Origin of the sequence: Klebsiella sp. GB_Kp047 (assembly GCF_040065235.1) — a bacterium.
Taxonomy (GTDB): Bacteria; Pseudomonadota; Gammaproteobacteria; order Enterobacterales; family Enterobacteriaceae; genus Klebsiella; species Klebsiella quasipneumoniae.
The window spans coordinates 111,550-129,206 of the sequence record NZ_JBEAJG010000029.1 but is presented as its reverse complement, the minus strand read 5'-3'; the positions used below and the strand labels follow the sequence as shown (position 1 = coordinate 129,206).

Sequence of the window (17,657 nt, the reverse complement as noted above, 5' to 3'; positions counted from 1 at the left end):
TCAACGGCATGTTGCGATCCTTTCCAGAAGTGATTTCAAAGGCTGGTCTTTATTTTTCGCCACCGGCTCTGCGCTTTTCGCCGCGAACAGGTGGGCATAGTTCTCGGCGGTGGGCGCGGGTCGAGGAGCCATTCTCGGCGGCGCCATTGCCGGTTCAGGCGCCGGGATTGAAGGCGCAGGGGTCACCGCAGGCTCCTGCCTGACTGGCTCCGGCGCGGCGGTGGCGGTCTCCACGGCCGGCTGCGGGGCCGCTGGCGCGGCCGGAGCGGCAGGCACAACGGAAGCGGAGGCTGGCGCCGCCGCTACGGCCGCTTCTATCTGGTGGAACAGATCCGCGGGCACTGACTGCGGCAGGGGCGCGGAAACCGAGCCTCCCAGCGCCAGGGAAGAGGGTTTCTCTGCGCCGGGATTTAGCTGATTGAGGATCGCCCAGTCGCCATGCTCGCGCGTGGCGGCTTGCGATGAAAGATCCTGAAATTTGAGGTTTTGCGTCCGCGTTTTTTCCTGAAAGCGCTGCAGATCATCATAATGGTTCATTGATAACCTCATGATTTTAAAAATTTCATATTAAGTTTGTTGTTATTTTCTAAGTATATTTAAAATATCGTTGCGTCTCTGGTATGGCAGAAAACGCGCCGTTGGAGACGTACCAATACATACGGTTGACAGGGTTATAATAGTTTAGAATTTGATTTCCGGTGTGATTCCACGGCAGAAGTATCGCTACACTAACATTTTCTTTTCAGAAGGATAGCCCCATTTTTTAGGTATGCGTCCATCCTTAAACCACGCTTCCACCGCGCTTCCCGTCCGTTTTTATATAAATGTATTAGGTAATGATAGAATCATAGCGTCAGATCAGCGAAAGAATAAACCTGAACCATTTTAATTTCTCTTTAATTCTATAAAAATGGACTGAAAGTCTTATTTTTTCGGATAATCGACGAAGAATGCGCCGAGGACGTGGCATTCACTGCGATAAAAGGCGATATCGCCGGGTTTTATCCCCGGCGGGAGAGAAGCCCCCGGTTATCGGACCGGGAGCGTGCCGTCAGGCGTGGGGCTTTTGCGGATTCTCATCCTGGTCGACGGCAAAGCAGGCCACCAGCTGGCCGCCGTAATCCTTCAGCTGCGGCTGAAGCTGGGTGCAGGGGCCGAAGCGCCGGCGGCAGCGCGCGTTGAAGGCGCAGCCCGGCGGCGGATTCAGCGGGCTCGGCAGCTCGCCGGTCAGCTTAATCCGCTCGCGACGGTCGTCCGGGTTCAGACGCGGCGTCGCCGACAACAGCGCCTGGGTGTACGGATGACGCGGATTGTTAAAGATCTGGTCCTTGGTGCCCTTCTCCACGCAGCGGCCGAGATACATCACCATCACTTCATCAGCGATATGCTCGACGACCGACAGATCGTGGGAGATAAACACATAGGACAGACCTAAATCCTGCTGCAGATCCATCATCAGGTTCAGCACCTGAGCGCGTACCGAAACGTCCAGCGCGGAGACCGGCTCATCGGCGATCACCACGTCCGGATCCAGCATCAGCCCGCGGGCAATGGCGATACGCTGGCGCTGACCGCCGGAGAACATATGCGGGTAGCGATCGTAATGCTCTGTTTTCAGGCCCACTTTCGCCATCATCGCCAGCGCTTTTTCGCGGCGCTGCTCTTTGCTCAGGCTACTGTTAATCAGCAGCGGCTCTTCCAGAATCTGCCCCACTTTTTTACGCGGGTTCAGAGAACCGTAGGGGTTCTGGAACACAATCTGGATTTTTTGCCGCCGCAGCTTCTGCGCCTGTGGGTCGTGCTTAAGCAGATCCTGCCCCTGATAATAGAGCTCGCCGCCGGTGGGAATTTCAATCATCGTCAGCAGACGACCGAGGGTCGATTTACCGCAGCCCGACTCTCCCACTACCGCCAGCGTTTTACCGCGCTCAAGAGTAAAGGAGACGCCGTCCAGCGCCTTCACCAGCCGTTCCGGGGCGAATAACCCCTTCTTCACCGGGTAGTGTTTTTTCAGATCAATGGCCTGCAACAGCGGTTGTGGCGTGGCGGCCTTTTGCGTACTCATAATCCAGGCCTCCCGGCATCATCGAGTGGGTAGTGACATTTAGACTGGCGACCGCCATTGAGATCCGCGAGCGCCGGCTCTTCGCTACGGCATTTATCCGTAGCATAGGGGCAGCGCGGGTTCAGCAGGCAGCCGTTGGGACGGTCATATTTCCCCGGCACTACGCCCGGCAGCGACGCCAGACGCGCTTTATCCTGGGCAAACTCCGGCAGCGCGCGCAGCAGCGCCTGGGTGTATGGATGGCGCGGCGCGCGGAAAATATCCTTCGCATCGCCAGTCTCCACCACCTGACCGGCATACATAACGATAATTTTATGCGCGGCCTCGGCCACCAGCGCCAGGTCGTGGGTGATCAACACCAGCGCCATATTCTCCTGCTGCTGCAGTTCCAGCAGCAGCTCGATGATCTGCGCCTGAATGGTCACGTCCAGCGCGGTGGTCGGTTCATCGGCAATCAGCAGTTTTGGCCGACAGGCAATCGCCATCGCGATCATGACGCGCTGGCTCATCCCGCCGGAAAGCTGATGCGGGTAGACGTCCAGCCGCGACGCCGGATCGGGAATGCCGACCAGGTTCAGCAGGTCGATGGCCCGCTGGCGGCGGGTTTGCTTGTTGCCGCCCTGATGGACTTTTATCGCTTCCATAATCTGGAAGCCGACGGTAAAGCAGGGATTGAGGCTGGTCATCGGATCCTGGAAGATCATCGCCACCTCCGCCCCCACCAGCTGGCGCCGCTCTTTTTCAGAGATGCGCTGCAGGTCGCGGCCGTTAAACTCCAGTTTGTCCGCCATGACCCGGCCGGGGTAATCAATCAGACCCATAATCGCCAACGAGCTGACGGATTTACCGGATCCAGACTCCCCGACGATGCCGACCACTTCGCCCTGCTTCACGCTATAGCTGATGCGGTCCACGGCGCGGAACGGCGCGTTTTCATCGCCGAAATGCACCGATAATTTATCTACATTCAATAACGCCATCTCGAACCTCTTACTGCTTCAGTTTGGGATCGAGCGCGTCACGCAGACCGTCACCCATCAGGTTAAATGCCAGCACCGTCAGCAGGATCGCCACGCCCGGGAAGGTCACCACCCACCAGGCGCTCTGCGCGAACTGCAATACGTCGGAGAGCATGGTGCCCCACTCCGGCGTCGGCGGCTGCGCGCCCATGCCGAGGAACCCCAGCGCGGCCATGTCGAGAATGGCGTTAGAAAAGCCCAGCGACGCCTGAACGATCAGCGGCGCGAGACAGTTAGGCAGAATATTGACGAACATCTGGCGCATCGCCCCGGCGCCCGCCACGCGGGAAGCGGTCACGTAGTCGCGGTTGACCTCCACCAGCACCGCCGCGCGCGTCAGACGCACATAGTGCGGGAGCGCCACGAAGGTCAGCGCCAGCGAGGCGTTGACGATGGAGGGTCCGAAGATAGCCACCAGCACCAGCGCCAGAAGCAGACTCGGCAGCGCCAGCATAATATCGACGACGCGCATGATGATTGAGTCCACCACTCCGCCGAAATAGCCCGCCACCAGGCCGAGCACCACGCCGAGGATCAGCGACAGGACCACCACCAGGCAGCCCACCAGCAGCGACAGGCGCGCGCCATACATCAGGCGAGACAGAATATCGCGGCCCACGTCGTCGGTGCCGAGCAGATGCGCCAGGCTGCCGCCCTCCTGCCAGAACGGCGGCGCCAGCAGCGAATCACGGAACTGATCCGCCGGGTTATACGGGGCGAGAAAGTTGGCGAACACGGCGATAACGATCATCACCGCCACGTACACCAGACCGACCACCGCCCCTTTATTGCGTTTGAAATAGTGCCAGAACTCCTGCAGCGGGGTCATGGGCACCGGCGCAGTGATAACTTTATTTTCAGTAACTTGTGACATGATGACCCCTTACTTCTTATGCCGGATACGCGGGTTCACCACGCCGTACAGCAGGTCGACCAGCAGGTTGACGAGGATAATCATCGTCGCCACCAGCAGCACCCCGCCCTGCACCACCGGATAATCGCGACGCTGCAGCGCGTCGATCAGCCAGCGGCCTAAACCAGGCCATGAGAAAATGGTTTCCGTCAGGATGGCGCCCGCCAGCAGCGTGCCCACCTGCAGGCCAATCACCGTGACCACCGGCAGCATCGCGTTACGCAGCGCGTGGATCACAATCACCCGCATCCGGGTCAGGCCTTTGGCGCGCGCGGTGCGGATGTAGTCTTCGCCGAGCACTTCCAGCATCGACGATCGGGTCATACGCACGATCACCGCCAGCGGAATGGTGCCCAGCACGATGGCGGGCAGGATCATATGCATTAAGGCGTCAATAAAGTCGCCCTGCTCGCCCCAGATGGCGGTGTCGATCAGCATAAAGCCGGTCAGCGGCAAGGTATCGTCAAGGAAGACCGTATCGCTGATACGCCCGGAGACCGGCGTCAGGTTCAGCTGCACCGAAACCAGCATAATCAACATCATGCCCCACCAGAAGATAGGCATCGAGTAGCCGGTCAGCGCCAGGCCCACCGCGGTGTGGTCAAAGATGGAGCCGCGTTTTACCGCAGCCAGCACGCCCACCGGAATGCCGACGGCGACGGCGAAGATCATCGCGCAGACGCCCAGCTCAAGGGTGGCTTTAAAGCGTGGGACAAACTCCTGCCACACGGGAATGCGGCTTTTCAGCGAGATGCCTAAATCGCCGTGCAGCACGCCCCAGATATAGTGGGCATATTGCTGCCACAGCGGCTTATCAAGGCCCATTTCGGCCAGCAGCTGCGCGTGACGTTCGGGGGAAATACCACGTTCGCCCGCCATAATCATCACCGGATCGCCGGGGATCATATGGACGAAGGCAAAGGTGAGAAGGGTGATACCGATAAATGTCGGGATGACAAGTCCCAGACGTCGGAGAATAAACTGCAACATAACCCGGATTCTCTCTAGTGACGCCCCGCCTGGCGACAGGGCGTCTGTATTGCTCACAAAAGCATTCCCCGGAATAGCGGGAATACGCCCCCCACCTCTCCCACGCGGGGAGAGGGGGTCAGGCATCGTGCTTATTATTCGACAGAGACGTTATCGAAGTGGTGTTTACCCAGCGGATCCACCACATAGCCTTTGACTTCTTTACGCACTGGCTCGTAAACGGTGGAGTGAGCGATGATCAGCGCCGGAGCCTGGTCATGCATCACTACCTGAGCCTGTTTGTACAGTTCAATACGCTTGTTGTGGTCGTCGGTGGCGCGGGCCGGCTGAATCAGATCTTCAAACGGCTTATAGCACCAGCGCGAGTAGTTGGAGCCGTCTTTCGCCGCGGCGCAGCTGAACAGGGTGGCGAAGAAGTTATCCGGATCCCCGTTGTCGCCGGTCCAGCCCATCATGACGCTCTGGTGCTCGCCCGCTTTCGCGCGTTTCAGATACTCGCCCCACTCGTAGGTGACGATTTTGGCCTGGACGCCAATCTTGGCCCAGTCGGCCTGGATCATCTCCGCCATACGGCGGGCGTTCGGGTTATACGGACGCTGTACCGGCATCGCCCACAGATCGATAGTGAAGCCTTTTTCCAGGCCCGCTTCTTTCAGCAGCTGCTTCGCCTTCTCCGGATCGTAGGTGTAGTCTTTAACGTCGTCGTTATAGCCCCACATGGTCGGCGGGATCAGGTTCTTCGCCGCCTGGCCTGCGCCCTGGTAAACGGCTTTGATGATCGCTTCTTTGTTAACCGCGTAGGTCAGCGCCTGACGAACTTTCACGTCGTCCAGCGGTTTCTTCTCGGTGTTGAAGGAGAGATAACCGACGTTCAGGCCCGGCTGTTCCAGCAGGGTAATGTTCTTATCTTCCTTCATGCGCGCGATGTCCGCCGGGTTCGGATACGGCATCACCTGGCACTCATTTTTCTGCAGCTTGGCATAGCGCACGGAGGCATCCGGGGTGATGGAGAAGACCAGACGATCGATCTTCGGCTTGGTGCCCCAATAGCCCGGGAAGGCTTTATACAGAATGCGGGAATCTTTCTGGTACTGCAGCAGCTGGAATGGACCGGTACCGATAGGATTGAGGTCTACTTTTTCCGGCGTGCCGGCTTTCAGCATGTTGTCGGCATACTCTTTAGAGAGAATAGAGGCGAAGTCCATGGCCAGGTCAGCGAGGAACGGCGCTTCCGGGCGGGTCAGGACGAACTGGACGGTTTTATCGTCCACTTTCTTCACTTCGCTAATCAGGTCGGGTAACCCCATCCCTTCAAAGTATTCATAGCTGCCGCCAGAAACTTTATGGTACGGGTTATTGGTATTCTTCTGACGATCGAAGGAGAACACCACGTCATCGGCGTTCAGGTCACGGGTTGGCTTAAAGTCTTTATTATCCTGCCATTTCACGCCCTGACGCAGGTGGAAAGTATAGGTTTTACCATCCGGGCTGACTTCCCATTTTTCAGCCAGTCCAGGAATAACTTCCGTCGTACCGGTTTTGAATTCGACCAGGCGATTGTAGATCGGTACGGAACTGGCGTCATAGGTGGTGCCAGAGGTGAAGAGCTGTGGGTTAAAGCCTTCCGGCGAGCCTTCTGAACAATAAACCAGGGTTTTCGCTTGCACGCTGGCAGCGACGGTCATGGCGACAAGGCTCAGACCAAGCTTCAGCATCCCTGATTTCTTCAAGGAAATACTCATTATTCTGCTCCAAAACTGTGATGTTGTTTGCATATATCCGCCGGACCTTTATTTATTTTTATTCGTCATATTCGAATAATGGATGCGTTGGCTGTGCTCAATAAGCCAGTCACATAGCCATCTATGCTTCTGGGGATGCTCAAGCTTGCCGCCTTCCCGCAATTCGAACTATTTAGAATATACCCGGTCCAGTCGGTGGTGCCCGAAGGCGTTGAGAGAGATGGGGATTCCTTTCGCAAAAACGACTGAGTTGCAGTACGGATTCTCCATGAAATGCCCCTCATGCCCTACAATCTGTCAACAGAATGGGGAAACGTCAATACAGCCAGCCGGGTTTTACATCCAGCGTGAGAAACGACAGGCAAAGATTAAAAAAACTTCAAGACGCTATTTTCAGCAGAGAAATTTATGCTACTGGCGAATATGCAGAATAAAGACCTTATTAATTTGCGACACCCAGTGGGAAACAATGCCAGTAAATGAGAAAAATTTCTTGCTATGTGACCAATATGTGAGCGGTTAATAGCGTGAACGTTAAAACGCACAGCGGAAAATGCTGTATTCAGCCATAAGCTTCGCGAAAAAAGATCTGTTCATCGATAAAAAAATGCAATGGAAGATGTCACAAAATAGCGAACAGCTGGCTGGAAACGGGGGTAAAGATGTTTTTTGTGATTTTGATGCGGTTTTGGCCGGGAGACTGCAGAAGGTGCCCGGCGGCGCTGCGCTTGCGCGGGCCTACGAGATCTGGAGCGAACCTTCGGGGTTCTCATCCTCACTGGCCGTAGAAGCAAAAAAGCCTGCTCATTGAGCAGGCTTTTCGAATTTGGTCGGTGATAGAGGATTCGAACCTCCGACCCCTTCGTCCCGAACGAAGTGCGCTACCAGGCTGCGCCAATCACCGAATGCGGGGCGCATCTTACTGCTGGGATGCCTACCCGTCAATGCCTTATTTTCAAAAAATCGTTCAACCGGCGAGAAACTCAGCACCCTGCGCAGCGAATCGCCGGTTGGTCCGCTTTTTTAGCGGCAGCTGACCTCAAACGCTTTGCGATGCTCCGCTACCTTACAGGTCACCGGCTCACCGAGATAAGTTGGGCCCGCCGGTTTGAATGTAAACTCTCCCAGCAGCATCGTCAGTTCCCCCAACCCCGGGCAGGTATGCTGATGACGCATAATGTCCGGGCGGGTATCGTTGTTTACCGCGCGGGCGATGTCGCTGTACGCCAGCTTGTCGGCAAACGCATTGGCGCAGAACTGCAGTTCGCTTTGCGCCATATGCGCGGCCTGCCCTTTCAGCTCGGCATGCTGCGCCAGCAGCAGCTGGCGAACCTCACCGGCCCGGCTGTAGCCAATCGCCGTATACCCTGCCTTATTGCTGAGATTGACGCTGGCGCCGGCCTCGAGGAGTGCCTCGACATTGGCTTTATTATTCATTTTGACCGCCAGCATCAGCGGGCTGAGGTCGTTGGCGGAGAGCTGGTCCACCTTTGCGCCGCGCTGCACCAGCGCCGCGATCACCGCAGGCGCTCCCTGACCCGCCGCCACCTGCAGCGCCGTGAGCCCCTCCCGGTTCGGCTTATCCACCTCCACGCCGGAGGCTGACAGCGCCAGCACCAGATTGGGATCGTCCCCCGCCGCCGCCAGCATCAGCGGCGTGGTGCCGGATTTATCCGCCAGGCTGGTATCCGCCCCGGCGTTGGCCAGGGTCGTGATGGTTTCCGCCGATCGCGCGTGATCGATAGCGAGGAAAAAGACCGATTCCCCTGAAGCATTGACGGCCTTCACGTCCGCCCCGTGCCCGATCAGCAACGCCACGATCTCGTCAACGTTCTTCTTAAACGCGCCGGGGGCCAGTTGTAACGCCATGTCTTCCGTCATCAGCGCGCGGCTGCCCGTCGCCAGCGATTTCGCCGCCGTTGCGCCGACAATCTTGTCCAGCGCACTCTGCTCCTCCACAGGCGCATCGGGCTTTTTCATCGCCAGAATATGCTGGTAGTCGCTTCTGACGTCCCCGCCGTCGGCAATGGCGGACATCAATGCTGTGCTCTTGTCGACGGTGGTCTGATTCACCGACGCGCCCGCCTGGACAAGATCGCCGATAATCGCCGCATCGCTGCCTCGCGCCGCCGCCAACATCAGCGCCGTGACGCCCTGGCGCGTCTGGAGATTCGGCTGCGCCTGACGCTTAAGCAGGAGCGCTACCACCTCGCGACGATTTTCCGCGGCAGCGACCATCAGGCCGCTTAAGCCGGTTTTATCCTGACCATCCACATCGATGCCGTTATTCAGCATGGCTTCGATCGTCGCCGGCGCATCGTATTTACAGGCCAGCAGGAACTGGCGGGTTTCCTCTTCGGACTGACAGCCCGTTAGCATCAGCAGGCACAGCAGGGCCAACCCCTTTATTACCTTCATCCTTTCTCTCCGTGAAAAGTGGCTGCACAGGAGGAGCGGGAACACTGGAGGGTATTCAAAGAAGAAGAGGCAACCTGCCAGACACATCCGCTGTGCAAAAAAATCCCTCGCCCGGCGGACGCCGGCGAGGGATTAGCTTATCCTGGGCTCAGGAAAGGAAAACAGACCCGAGAATCTGAAAAATCCGCTGTCTTACTTTTTCCACCGACACCAGTTATTGTTCTCGTTGATCCCGCCATCCGGCGAGGTATAGCCGAGGCAGCCCATAATGGTGTCGTACAGTTCGACGTGACGGCGCGGCACCTTCATCGCGGCCTGCTGCTGCAGATGGGCAAACGCAGCGGCATGATCCGGATTCTCCAGGTATTTATCCGACATCCAGACCATCATCGGCACACGGAACTGTTCCGGCGGCGCCATCTTGCGCGGCGTACCGTGCAGATGTTCACGCTCGTTAATCGACTCGCCATGGTCGGCGGCATAGAACACAATCGCTTTCTTATCCCGCAGCTGGTCGAGGACGCTGACGATAAAGTGATCGACATAGGTCACGCTGTTGTCGTAGGAGTTGATCAGCTCCGCTTTCGAGCACTTGTTATCAACACCGACGCACTCCGGCTTCCACTGGGCGAAGCTGCGCGGATAGCGTTGGGTGTAGTTAAAGTGCGAGCCTTTCGTGTGGAGGATGATCAGGTGCTTACCGGAGGCGTTGCCCTGCTCCATACCGCGCTTCATCTCATCCACCAGCAGCATATCGTCAACGCTCTTGCCGCGGTTGCGCGGCTCGGCGCCAATCTGCTCGCGATAGGCGATATTGTTGGCCATCGTGTTGCTGTAGAACCACATCTCACTCTGCATGGCGTACAGATTGCCGCTGAAGCCCAGCTGATGAAGCACCGCAAAGACGTTCTGCTCTTTGAGGGTCCGCTGCGGGTTATCCTCTGCCCCGCCCTGACGCACAAACATGCAGCGTAACGACAGCTTGGTGGCGGTATCGCACGAGTAGCCGCGGAAAGCGACCAGATTCTTCTCTTTCGCCAGCTCTGGCGTGGTGTTACGGCTATAGCCAAGGATGCCCATATGATCCCAGCGGGTGGTTTCGCCAATGATAAACACCACGTAGGTGTCATCGAGCCCTTCCGGGGCGACGTAGGTAAATTTCTTCGCCGGGTTAATCAGCGATTTGTTATCTGAGGATTCATCCACCTGCGCCCAGGCGTACAGCCCCAGCGCCGACAGCCAGTTCGACGGCAGGTAGGAGTTGGCGATCACCCCGCCGTAGCTCGGCATATCCACTTCCGAATGGCGCTCGACATCGTGTTGGCGCAGCTCAAGCAGGCGGATAGGTCCCCAGACGATGAGACCGGCCAACACCACGATCAGCACGTTTTTAACCCGCTGGCCCGGGGTACGCAGTTGGCGCAGCAGCGTATGGCGGCAGCGGTTGCTCCAGATAAACAGCAGTGGCGGCGCGCTCACTGCCGCCAGCCAGAGGATCAGATGCCAGCCGATGACCTCTTTCGACAGGTCGATATCGGTGGTCAACACCGAGGCGATAATCCCGTAGCCAATCACCACGTTAAGGAACGTCATGTAGTAACTGGCGGCGGCGGAAAACAGAACAATCAGCGTCGCCAGAATGCGCCAGATACGGCGACCGAACAGCGACAGAAGACGTAACAGGAAGAAGGTGACAAAGACCGTGGCCACCAGTTCAACGACACCGGAAAGCCCTTTCCAGACAGTGAACTCTTGAGCATAACCATCGAAACGCCGAAAAAAAACGGCGACGTTCATAAACCAGCCGATGTACAGCGCCAGCCAAAAACTAAGCTTCTGCTGCGTCATCGTTCTAATATATTTCATGCAAGCAAACCTGGAAAAAGAAGAATAAAACACCGCCTGACGCTGTGGCATGAGTCAGTAGGCTAATAGGGTGCGTTAGGGTTGGTTATCAGAAACCTCTACAAAGCGCGATAAGTAGACCACAGGGAACGGGAAAAGTATCAGGAGGGAATGTGATCCAGCCAAACATTTACAAAATATTTGGCTGGATTGGCACTATTTGCTTAGGGTATTAATCAGGGGCACGTTTCACGCTGCAGGTTTCAGGCATGCGCCTCGCTATAGACACTGCCTTTCGGCTGACGAATGGTGGTGGAAAGCGCCAGCGAAATAATCAGCAGGGCGAATATCACGCAGAAGGTGACGTAGAAGCCCCCGAACAGCGAAGCGATGAGGGAACCGCAGATGCTGCCGATACCAAAACCCAGATAAATCACACCATAGTTTTTCGCCAGGTTGTTCAGACCGAAGAATTCACTGACCAGCGATGGGAAGACGGTGATGGTTCCGCCGAAGTTAAAAGCAACGCAGGCGATGGCGGCGAAAAAGGTCATGGCATTCAGCGGAGCGAACAGCAGCGCGGCCATCCCCACCAGCGACACCACCTGACCGATGGTGATCACGCGAATGCGGGAAATTTTATCGGACAGGATACCTAACACCAGGCGACCGCTAAGGTTAGCGATTGAGATAACCGTTACCGCATTGGCCGCCGTGGCGACATCCAGGTGGACCATTCCCTGCGCGATATCTTTCGCCACGCCAATCACATACAGACCGCTCATGCAGGCCGTCAGGAACATCACCGCCAGCATCCAGTACTGCGGTTTACGCATCGATTCGGCGAGAGTGAAGTCGTTTTCCACGACGCCGTTGGCCGTGGTGGTCGCCGTATGATTTGGCGCATCTTTCATCAAGGTCGCGCCAAAGACGATCATCACCAGCACGATAGCGCCCCAGATAACGAAGGTTTTTTCCAGACCAACGGTGGCCAGCAGATGAGTATCAATGAATTTGAACCCCAGGCTGCCGAGGCCATAGGAACCGATGGAGAAGGCGGAGATCAGCCCTTTGCGTTCCGGGAACCACTTGACGCAGTTCGACAGGGTCAGCAGATAACCGGCGCCGTCCGCCAGCCCCACCAGCACGCCAGCGCTCAGCCACAGCATCATCAGGCTGCTGGAGTGGGCGGTCAGAAAGAAGCCCAGACCAAGCAGGATCCCGGAGGCCATGGTGACGCGCTTCACGCCAAAACGCTCCTGCAGCTTGCCGGCGACCGACGAAGAGAGCGCCAGCCCGAGGCTCAGCAGGCCAAAGGAGAAGGCGACCTGGCTGACCGGCTCGCCCAGTTTGTCAGACAGTGAACTGTTAAACAGGCTCCAGGTATAAACCGAACCGAGAGCGAATTGGGTGATGATGGTGCCGATAAGCGTAAGCCAGCGGGTCGATTGACGGTTTGCAGCGTTCATAGCAGTTGTCCTGATAAATTAACTGCCGCCACAATAGCGAAGGCCCCTCATCCAGTGGGGGAAAAAGGCATGAACTGCCATCAGCAGGGAATGAAATGCATTAATGGCGGAATGAATGACATTGCATGACATTCATTCCGCGAATTTCAGGGAAAAAGTTAGTGTGCGCTATCTCACAGAAATGCGCCATTACTGAGATTTAACAATAACCACATCGTTTCAAATGCGTAACAATCGCGGGTCAAAAGTTGGCGCTGACCCCCATCAGATAGAGCGTATTTTCCCCCGATGGGACGTTGTCCGCCTGTGACAGCGTGGCCCATGCCGCCACATGCGATCCCAGCGGCATATCGGCGCCCAGGGTGACATCACTCCAGCCGCCCTCTCTGGCGCGGGTGGTCGGCGACCAGGCATCGCTGGCGAGCGACTGGTTATAGCTCACCTGCGCCCAAGGGTGCACGCCCCACAGCGACTGATAATCCATACGCCAGCCGAGCGTGTTGACATATCCCGTCTCGCCCACGCTTTTCGTCGCCGGCGCGGTGTAGTCGCTGCGCAGGCTGGCCACCGGCCCGGAGGTCATGCCGTTTGCCAGCAGATAATTCCAGCCGACGCTCATCCCACGGCTGCTGTCCGGCGGCGCCAACCCCTGGTTTAACGCCAGTCCGCCCGGCGTTTCAGACGACTTCATCCGCTCGGCGAGGATATCTTCATAGCGTGGTTGGTGATCGCTATCCCATGTATAGCGTTCCGACGTATTACTTTTTGTATCGATAGCGATATATTCCTGTTGCCAGGCATTCGCTCCAGAGACACACGACACCCAGACGGATACGCACACCGGGAACAAGAACCCCCGGAGGCCATTGCATTTCTTTATTATCATTAATGCGACTCCAGAAAAGAGCCGAATCGGCATTATTGCTGTGTTTTTTTGGGGGATACGATTTCCCTGTATTAACTATTATCTTTATCTTTCAGTCGTCAAGCCGGGGCGTCCACTTTTTTAGCGCAGAGGGAGAAATAGCTATGCAGCGTTGCGGATGGGTGAGTCAGGATCCGTTATATATCGAGTATCACGATACCGAATGGGGTGTCGCGCAAAAAGCATCCCAGCGGCTGTTTGAAATGATCTGCCTTGAGGGTCAGCAGGCCGGGTTATCATGGATCACGGTGTTAAAAAAACGGCAAAACTATCGCCAGGCTTTTCACCAGTTCGATCCGGTGCGCGTGGCGGCGATGGGGGATGAAGATGTCGAGCGGCTGCTGCAGGATGCCGGGATTATCCGCCATCGGGGAAAAATCCAGGCCATCATCGGCAACGCCCGGGCGTATCTGGCGATGGAGGAAAATGGCGAGTCGTTCACTGATTTTGTCTGGTCCTTCGTCGACAATGCGCCCCAGGTCACCCGCGCGGCGACGCTGGCGGAGATCCCGACCACGACGCCGGCCTCAGATGCGCTGTCTAAAGCGTTGAAAAAACGTGGTTTTAAGTTTGTCGGTTCGACAATCTGTTACTCTTTTATGCAGGCCTGCGGGCTGGTCAACGACCATGTCACCGGCTGCTTCTGTCACCCTGGAGGTCAGGATGATCCGCAAGTGGGACACTGAAGATACCGCGCCGCTGCTGGACCTGTGGCTGGAAAGTACGATTCATGCCCATCCCTTTATCAGCGAAAGCTACTGGCGCGACAGCGTCGCGGTGGTACGGGATGTCTATCTTCCCGCCGCCAGCACCTGGGTCTGGGAGCAGGATGGCGAGTTAAAAGGCTTTGTCAGCGTGCTGGAGTCCCGTTTCGTCGGCGCGCTGTTCGTCGCGCCGGACGCTATTCGCCAGGGCATTGGCCGGGCGCTACTGGATGAAGTCAAGCAGCACTACGCCTGGCTTAGCCTTGAGGTTTATCAGAAAAACGAATCAGCGGTCAGTTTCTACCATGCGCAAGGCTTCCGCATTGAAGATTGCGCATGGCAGGACGATACTCAGCACCCCACCTGGATTATGCGCTGGCCGGCGGATCAAATGCCGTAAGCGGCAGCGCCGGGCCGGTATATTTCTCCAGCCACGCCAGGGCGGTGTTACCGGCACAGCCGTTGCCCAGGCGGGATGTTGGGATATCTTTAGTTAAGACGTTCACCGCCCCGTTTTTGCAGATGCCCGCCACCGGATCCAGGTCGGGCCACGCCCCTTCATGCAGGCATATCACCCCCGGGCGGATCCCCTCCGTCACCACCGCGCCGGCCAGCACCTGACCGCGGGCGTTCCACACCCGCACCAGATCGCCATCGGCAATCCCCCGCGCCCGGGCATCCTGCGGATGAATAGTCAACGGTTCGCGTCCGGCAACGGCATAGCGTTCGCGCAGCGCGGAGTAGTTCAGTTGACTGTGCAGCCGGTGGGCCGGATGCGCCGACAGCAGCTGCAGCTGCCCCGCCTCGGCGTTGCCATGCCACTCGTCGGGCTCCAGCCACATTGGGTGCGGCGGGCAGTCGGTGTAGCCAAAGGCGGCGATGGTCGGCGAGTGGATCTCAATTTTACCGCTCGCCGTTTTCAGCGGGTTGGCCTGGGGATCGTCGCGGAAGGCGGCAAAGCGGATGAAACGGGCATTCTCCGGCTCCTCCGGCATCTCAATCAGCTGGTTAGCCTGCCAGAATTCGGCAAACGGCGGCAGCGTCACCTGCTGCTGGGCGCCGCGCCGGGCGGCCATCTGATAGAAGGTCTCCAGCCACTGCAGATCGCTCTTCCCTTCGGTAAAGCGCTCGCGGCCGCCCGCCTCCCAGCGTTCGCTAAGGTCGGCAAAGACCGCGAAATCATCCCGCGCTTCACCCTGCGGAGCGACCACCTGCTTCATCGGCACCAGATGCTGATTGCTGTAGTCCCCGGTCATCGTCAGATCGTTGCGCTCAAACGAGGTGGTCGCCGGCAGGACGATATCGGCATGACGCGCGGCGGCGGTCCAGAAGCATTCGGAGATGACGATAAGCTCTGGTTTCTGCCAGGCCTGAATCAGGCGGTTGGTATCCTGATGATGGGTAAAGTTGGCGCCGCCGGCCCACCAGATAAAGCGAATATCGGGGAAGCGCCGCGCCATGCCGTTGTGCTGATACTCCGCCCCCGGGTTCTCCAGCGCCTCGACAATCCGCGCGACCGGGAACTTCTCCACGGCGTCCACGCCTCCGGCCACGCTCCCCTGCATCGAGCCCAGCACCGCCGCGCGGCGGGTCGGATTGCCGCCGTTGGCGAAATGGTAGGAAAGACCAAACCCGCCCCCCGGGGTGCCAATCTGCCCCAGCATCGCAGCCAGGGTGACCAGCATCCAGTGTTTCTGCTCGCCATACTGCTGGCGCTGCATGCCCCAGCCAGACATCAGCATAGTGGTGTTTTCGTGGAAAAGTTTCGCCAGTTCGCGGATCTTATCCGCTGCGACGCCGCAGATAGCCGCCGCCCAGTCGGCGGTTTTCGCCACGCCGTCGCTTTCGCCGGTCAGATAGCGGGCAAAAATCTCGTAGCCGCTGGCGCAGCGGGCAAGAAACTCGTCGTCCTGCCAGCCATTCTCCACCAGCGTATGGGCGATACCCAGCATCAGCGCGACATCGGTGCCCATATGCGGCGCGATCCACTCCATCGAATCGCCAAAGAAATCGACAGTTTCCGATCGCATCGGATCGATGCAGATCAGGCGTTTTCCGCTCTGGCGCAGCCGGTCGAACCACGGGATACCCTGCTCGTCGGAGGCGTTCCAGGCAATTTTCAACGTATTAAGCGGATTGGCGCTCCACAGCACCACTACCTCGCTGTATTCCAGCACCAGCGGCCAGCTGGTCTGCTGCTGATACACCTCATTGCCGCCCACGACGTAAGGCATGATCGCCTGCGCCGCGCCGGTGGAGTAATCCCCGAGATGGCCGGTGTAGCCGCCCGCCAGGCTCATATAGCGCTGCAGCAGGGTGGCCGCCTTATGCAGGACGCCGTTAGAACGCCAGCCGTAGGAGCCGGCAAAAATAGAGGCCGGTCCGTAGCTTTCGCGGATCCGACGATGCTGGGCATCGATCAGATCCAGCGCCTGCTCCCAGCTCACCCGCACAAATTCATCCTGACCTCGGACCCCCTGGGGCTTGTCCGGAGAGGCAAGGAAACCTTTGCGCACCATCGGGTAGCGCACGCGGGTTTTACTGTGCACCTGGTCGCGCACCGCCGTTTGCAGCGAGTTGGCAAACGGTGTCGCCAGCGCGCCGCGGGAGGAGAGGACGTTTTCCCCGTCCGTTTCCACCAGCATCGGTCCCCAATGGGCGGCGGTTAAAATGGTTTTGGTTGCAGATGAGGTTGGCAAGGGCAGCTCCTGGTCAGCGAAAGCAGGTGTGGTGACGGTGCGATCGGCGCCGTTCAATGTTATTTACAAAATGAGATGGTGTTTGGGGAATTTTCTACGTATTCGCGCGTCATAATCAACCGTCACGTTCGCTGTGACAAAGAATAAAAAGGATTAAGGACATTAAATGAAAAAACGCGTACTTATGATTGCGGCGCTGGTCAGCGGCACCCTGGCGATTTCTGGCTGCACCACCAACCCCTATACCGGTGAGCGTGAAGCAGGTAAATCCGGTATTGGCGCAGGTATTGGCTCATTAGTGGGCGCTGGCGTCGGCGCGCTCTCCTCTTCCAAACATGACCGCGGCAAAGGCGCGCTGATTGGCGCAGCGGCAGGCGCGGCGCTGGGCGGCGGCATAGGCTACTACATGGACGTGCAGGAAGCGAAGCTGCGCGACAAAATGCAGGGAACCGGGGTCAGCGTGACGCGAAATGGTGACAATATCGTGCTGAACATGCCGAATAACGTCACTTTCGACAGCAACAGCGCCAACCTGAAACCGGCCGGCGCCAACACCCTGACCGGCGTGGCCATGGTGCTGAAAGAGTATGAGAAAACCGCTGTTAACGTCGTCGGCTACACCGACAGCACCGGCAGCAAGGATCTGAATATGCGTCTGTCGCAACAGCGTGCGGACAGCGTCGCCAGCGCACTGATCACCCAGGGCGTTGCGGCCAACCGCATTCGCACCACCGGCATGGGGCCGGCGAACCCGATCGCCAGCAACAGCACGGCGGAAGGTAAGGCGCAGAACCGTCGCGTGGAAATCACCCTCAGCCCGCTGCAATAAGCGCATCCTCATGTTGCCCGGCCGCGCCTCTGCCGGGCA

Annotated in this window: 15 protein-coding genes, 1 tRNA gene and 1 pseudogene; 4 read left to right on the top strand and 13 right to left on the bottom strand. The window is 57.9% G+C overall.

Annotation, left to right across the window (positions count from 1 at the left end; translation table 11 throughout):
• The 7 genes and pseudogenes from ABLV76_RS11430 to dppA all read right to left on the bottom strand — a co-directional run bounded on the left by ABLV76_RS11430 (position 1) and on the right by dppA (position 6,729).
• Positions 1-537 carry a cellulose biosynthesis protein BcsO gene (locus ABLV76_RS11430; RefSeq protein WP_048326010.1) on the bottom strand — a complete coding sequence of 179 codons (537 nt, stop codon included), beginning with the start codon at positions 535-537 and terminating at the stop codon, positions 1-3.
• Positions 538-853: 316 nt separating this feature from the next.
• A pseudogene (locus ABLV76_RS11425) lies at positions 854-1,033 on the bottom strand (hypothetical protein).
• An 18-nt stretch (positions 1,034-1,051) separates the two neighbouring features.
• Positions 1,052-2,065, bottom strand: coding sequence for a dipeptide ABC transporter ATP-binding subunit DppF (gene dppF / locus ABLV76_RS11420; protein ID WP_004204985.1), 1,014 nt, complete (start codon positions 2,063-2,065; stop codon positions 1,052-1,054).
• Positions 2,062-3,045: a dipeptide ABC transporter ATP-binding protein gene (gene dppD, locus ABLV76_RS11415; RefSeq protein ID WP_004204987.1), complete on the bottom strand. Its 984-nt coding sequence runs from the start codon at positions 3,043-3,045 to the stop codon at positions 2,062-2,064. Before dppD ends, dppF begins: the two co-directional genes overlap by 4 nt.
• A 10-nt stretch (positions 3,046-3,055) precedes the next feature.
• The gene (dppC, locus tag ABLV76_RS11410; RefSeq protein ID WP_004204988.1) at positions 3,056-3,958 is read right to left on the bottom strand and encodes a dipeptide ABC transporter permease DppC; all 903 of its coding nucleotides are present in this window, start codon (positions 3,956-3,958) and stop codon (positions 3,056-3,058) included.
• Between the two features lie 9 nt (positions 3,959-3,967).
• Positions 3,968-4,987 (bottom strand): dipeptide ABC transporter permease DppB, encoded by a 1,020-nt coding sequence (gene dppB / locus ABLV76_RS11405; protein ID WP_002921786.1) that lies wholly within the window; start codon positions 4,985-4,987, stop codon positions 3,968-3,970.
• A 134-nt stretch (positions 4,988-5,121) separates the two neighbouring features.
• Positions 5,122-6,729 (bottom strand): dipeptide ABC transporter periplasmic-binding protein DppA, encoded by a 1,608-nt coding sequence (gene dppA, locus ABLV76_RS11400; protein ID WP_023319303.1) that lies wholly within the window; start codon positions 6,727-6,729, stop codon positions 5,122-5,124.
• Between the two features lie 553 nt (positions 6,730-7,282).
• Between dppA and ABLV76_RS11395 the strand changes: the two genes are divergently transcribed.
• Entirely contained in the window at positions 7,283-7,540 is a 258-nt protein-coding gene (locus tag ABLV76_RS11395; RefSeq protein WP_049004416.1) for a hypothetical protein, read from the top strand.
• 16 nt (positions 7,541-7,556) lie between these two features.
• Here the strand turns inward: ABLV76_RS11395 and ABLV76_RS11390 are convergent.
• The 5 genes from ABLV76_RS11390 to ABLV76_RS11370 all read right to left on the bottom strand — a co-directional run bounded on the left by ABLV76_RS11390 (position 7,557) and on the right by ABLV76_RS11370 (position 13,284).
• Positions 7,557-7,633 (bottom strand) — tRNA-Pro (locus ABLV76_RS11390).
• Between the two features lie 119 nt (positions 7,634-7,752).
• Positions 7,753-9,147: an ankyrin repeat domain-containing protein gene (locus ABLV76_RS11385; RefSeq protein ID WP_348878318.1), complete on the bottom strand. Its 1,395-nt coding sequence runs from the start codon at positions 9,145-9,147 to the stop codon at positions 7,753-7,755.
• Between the two features lie 192 nt (positions 9,148-9,339).
• Complete coding sequence (eptB, locus tag ABLV76_RS11380) at positions 9,340-11,013, bottom strand: kdo(2)-lipid A phosphoethanolamine 7''-transferase (RefSeq protein ID WP_048295705.1); 1,674 nt, start codon at positions 11,011-11,013, stop codon at positions 9,340-9,342.
• 242 nt (positions 11,014-11,255) lie between these two features.
• The gene (locus ABLV76_RS11375) at positions 11,256-12,461 is read right to left on the bottom strand and encodes an MFS transporter (protein WP_004204995.1); all 1,206 of its coding nucleotides are present in this window, start codon (positions 12,459-12,461) and stop codon (positions 11,256-11,258) included.
• 241 nt (positions 12,462-12,702) lie between these two features.
• Positions 12,703-13,284 carry an autotransporter outer membrane beta-barrel domain-containing protein gene (locus ABLV76_RS11370; RefSeq protein ID WP_072140522.1) on the bottom strand — a complete coding sequence of 194 codons (582 nt, stop codon included), beginning with the start codon at positions 13,282-13,284 and terminating at the stop codon, positions 12,703-12,705.
• Between the two features lie 206 nt (positions 13,285-13,490).
• Between ABLV76_RS11370 and tag the strand changes: the two genes are divergently transcribed.
• Together tag and ABLV76_RS11360 are read left to right on the top strand one after the other, a co-directional pair.
• The gene (gene tag / locus ABLV76_RS11365; protein ID WP_135715993.1) at positions 13,491-14,072 is read left to right on the top strand and encodes a DNA-3-methyladenine glycosylase I; all 582 of its coding nucleotides are present in this window, start codon (positions 13,491-13,493) and stop codon (positions 14,070-14,072) included.
• The gene (locus ABLV76_RS11360; RefSeq protein ID WP_135715992.1) at positions 14,050-14,490 is read left to right on the top strand and encodes an N-acetyltransferase; all 441 of its coding nucleotides are present in this window, start codon (positions 14,050-14,052) and stop codon (positions 14,488-14,490) included. Before tag ends, ABLV76_RS11360 begins: the two co-directional genes overlap by 23 nt.
• Here the strand turns inward: ABLV76_RS11360 and ABLV76_RS11355 are convergent.
• The gene (locus ABLV76_RS11355) at positions 14,459-16,789 is read right to left on the bottom strand and encodes a molybdopterin guanine dinucleotide-containing S/N-oxide reductase (protein ID WP_348878317.1); all 2,331 of its coding nucleotides are present in this window, start codon (positions 16,787-16,789) and stop codon (positions 14,459-14,461) included. The genes ABLV76_RS11360 and ABLV76_RS11355 overlap by 32 nt on opposite strands.
• Before the next feature lie 166 nt (positions 16,790-16,955).
• Between ABLV76_RS11355 and ABLV76_RS11350 the strand changes: the two genes are divergently transcribed.
• A complete protein-coding gene (locus ABLV76_RS11350) occupies positions 16,956-17,618 on the top strand; it encodes an OmpA family lipoprotein (protein WP_002921917.1) in 663 nt (220 codons plus the stop codon).
• The last annotated feature ends 39 nt before the right edge of the window (positions 17,619-17,657 follow it).